Below are 2,645 nucleotides of genomic sequence, written 5' to 3' on the forward strand. Positions count from 1 at the left end.
TTTGACGGCGACACGATCATCATCGCCACCGAGCCGCATATCATCCACCAGATGGAAAAGGCGGTGCCGGAAAAGAATTTCATCGGCGCGCCCGGCGCGGACGGCAACTGCAACTGCAATATCTGCCCCTATATGGCGCTGAACACGATGGAGAAACTCTATGTCGCGCTGCGCGATCTGAAACCCCGGATCGAAATGGACGAGGAATTGCGGCTAAAGGCGCGCAAATCGATCGACCGGATGATGGAAATGGCGAGCGCGACGGTCGGGCAGGGGGATCTGGGGCCGACTGATCTGGCGCATGAGGGGTAGTTGCGATGTGGGCTGCAAATGTCCAGTTTTGAAGTTCGCAAAGGTTACGAGTCAGAGAGACTTCTGATTGAATTTCAGGCGATTCCAACTGGCAAGTTTGAGCCTCTCTGGGACACTGTTTTGCTAAGCCTCAAGGCAGTGCTGGTCTCGACTGAGGATGTTTGGGAAAATGATGAGCATATTCGGCGTTATATTTCTCCCATAGGCAAGTTCATATTGGCGATTTCAAATTGGGAGCTTCCGTTCATCATGGCAGATGACTTTGAAATAGAAAATGACGATAATTCTGTCGTTTTGGCATTTGCTGAAGCACTTGTGAAAAGTGGGCAATTCGCAGAAATTTCGACTTCTGAAAAGTGAGCGATTAACCAAGTTGTGGCGGCATCGGCTCGATTCCTGCCATCGTGGGAATGACAAAGTGGCGTGATGCGGGTTTTCAACCGTTAGTCCTGAGCTTGTCGAAGGGCGCCTATCGCCTAGACGCGTGGTTCGACAGGCTCACCACTAACGGACAGCCTTCGGGATTGTGCACCCTCATCCAGCTTCTGCTAAACTCGTTCCCCGCTAAGCCTCCGCAACCCTCTCCCGCACGGGAGATGGAAAAATCACCCTGCCATTGCCCGTTTCACCACCTCGGGTTCGGCGCGGATCACCTTCAGATAGGCGCGGACCGCTGGCGGGGGCATGTGGCGGGCGATCTCATATTGGCGGATATTGGCGAGCGGGATGCCATAAGCCGTTGAAAATTCTTCCTGCGTCATGCCCAGATCGTGGCGAAGCACCCGGATGAAGCGGCCCATATGGGCGCGTTCAAGCGCCGCAACGCTGACGTCTCGATCTTCCGGGTCATTGGGGTCGGCCGGGATTGCGATCATAGTCTCTTTGTTCACTGCTGTTGCTCCTCCGTACCGAGATGAACCTTATGATGTCACAGCGCCACACGTGGATCGCCGTGAATAGCTTGCCATCAACTTCACCAATCAGCTTAAAGCGCTGCTCCTCATCACCAAGCCGGATTGTCTCGGCTATCGTATGAAAAGGATCATCAAAAATTCTCTGCCCGAACGACAGCGGCAAAAGATGCTGCGCCGGTTCGCCTTGTCTTTGGCAGGATCAGATTCAAAATCCATGCCGCATCATATGTGAATCACATAGTTACCGCAAGCGGCACCGCTCCACAAGTCCTGACAGTTTCGGCCAAACACAGTTTGTCTTGAGCGCGACGCGGGAATGGCTAGAAGAGCATATGACCTTCACCCTGGACCGCTTCGATCTCGACGCTTTCGTCGCTGCCACTCTCTCAGAAGATCTCGGCGCGCCTTATGGGCGAGGCGGCCGCGATGTCACATCCGAAGCGGTGATTCCCGCCGATGCGATTTTTTCCGGGGTGATGGACAGCCGCCATGCGGCCGTGATTGTCGGGCTGCCGATCGCCGAAGCCTTTTTTCGGGCGCTCGATCCCGATGTAGAAATTGAAATTCTTGCCAAGGAAGGCGAGATGGTCCCGGCCGGCACGGATATCATGCGCCTGAAGGGCAAGGGCCGGGCGATGCTGACCGCCGAGCGAAGCGCGCTCAACACGGTGCAGCATCTCACCGGCATCGCGACCATGACCCGCGCCTATGTCGAGCGGATCAAGGGCACTGGTTGCACCTTGCTCGATACGCGCAAGACCATACCGGGGCTGCGGGTGCTGGAGAAATATGCGACGCGGATGGGCGGGGCACAGAACCATCGCATGGGCCTGTGGGATGCGGCGATGATCAAGGATAATCATGTCGCGGTCGCGGGCTCGGTCGGCGAAGCGGTTCGCCGTGCCAGGGACGCGGGCGTCGAAAATATCATCTGCGAAGTCGACCGGGTCGACCAGATCGAACCGGCTTTGGCAGCGGGAGCAACCCATCTGCTGCTCGACAATATGGAACCGGCGACCCTGCGCGGAGCGGTGACGCTGATCGGCGGCCGGGTGGAGACGGAAGCGAGCGGAGGCGTGACGCTGGAAACCATCCGCGACAAGGCAGAGACCGGAGTGGACTATATTTCGGTGGGGCGTTTGACACAATCGGCACCGGCGGCGGATATCGGTTTGGATTTTGCGCAGGTTTAGACATCGTCATCCCGGACTTGATTCGGGAACCAGAGCTTCAGTCCGGAATCTATGAGGCAGGCCGCTCTGGATGCTGAAACGAGTTCAGCATGACGGATAAACGAGAGATTTGAATTGGCATTGATCAAACATCGTCCGCACACGATCATCTGGTTTGATTGGCTGTTCTGGAGTTCGATCTTTATCAGTTACGTGGGACAAGCTGTTCTTGGGAGTAGAACTCTAG

At 56.1% G+C, this 2,645-nt stretch carries 5 protein-coding genes; 3 read left to right on the forward strand and 2 right to left on the reverse strand.

The window, feature by feature from the left end:
* Together nadA and ACEW8J_RS11805 are read left to right on the forward strand one after the other, a co-directional pair.
* Positions 1-312: quinolinate synthase NadA (gene nadA, locus ACEW8J_RS11800; protein WP_373491842.1), on the forward strand; the 312-nt coding region annotated here is incomplete at its 5' end.
* A gap of 18 nt (positions 313-330) precedes the next feature.
* A complete protein-coding gene (locus tag ACEW8J_RS11805) occupies positions 331-672 on the forward strand; it encodes a hypothetical protein (protein WP_373491843.1) in 342 nt (113 codons plus the stop codon).
* Between the two features lie 245 nt (positions 673-917).
* Here ACEW8J_RS11805 and ACEW8J_RS11810 read toward each other — a convergent pair whose 3' ends face one another.
* Positions 918-1,202 (reverse strand): helix-turn-helix domain-containing protein, encoded by a 285-nt coding sequence (locus tag ACEW8J_RS11810; RefSeq protein ID WP_373491844.1) that lies wholly within the window; start codon positions 1,200-1,202, stop codon positions 918-920.
* Positions 1,159-1,389, reverse strand: a complete 231-nt coding sequence (locus ACEW8J_RS11815) for a BrnT family toxin (RefSeq protein ID WP_373491845.1) — start codon at positions 1,387-1,389, stop codon at positions 1,159-1,161. The genes ACEW8J_RS11810 and ACEW8J_RS11815 overlap by 44 nt, the downstream gene beginning before the upstream one ends.
* Positions 1,390-1,558: 169 nt before the next feature.
* Between ACEW8J_RS11815 and nadC the strand changes: the two genes are divergently transcribed.
* On the forward strand, positions 1,559-2,419 hold the full coding sequence (gene nadC / locus ACEW8J_RS11820; protein WP_373491846.1) for a carboxylating nicotinate-nucleotide diphosphorylase: 861 nt from the start codon (positions 1,559-1,561) through the stop codon (positions 2,417-2,419).
* Positions 2,420-2,645 lie beyond the last annotated feature (226 nt).

It is taken from the genome of Parasphingorhabdus sp., assembly GCF_041748495.1.
In the GTDB taxonomy this organism is placed as follows: Bacteria; Pseudomonadota; Alphaproteobacteria; order Sphingomonadales; family Sphingomonadaceae; genus Parasphingorhabdus.

Bases quoted from the DNA above. Each gene is read 5' to 3' on its own strand.
- ACEW8J_RS11805 (WP_373491843.1), top strand. From the start codon at position 331: ATGTCCAGTTTTGAAGTTCGCAAAGGTTACGAGTCAGAGAGACTTCTG.
- nadC (WP_373491846.1), top strand. From the start codon at position 1,559: ATGACCTTCACCCTGGACCGCTTCGATCTCGACGCTTTCGTCGCTGCC.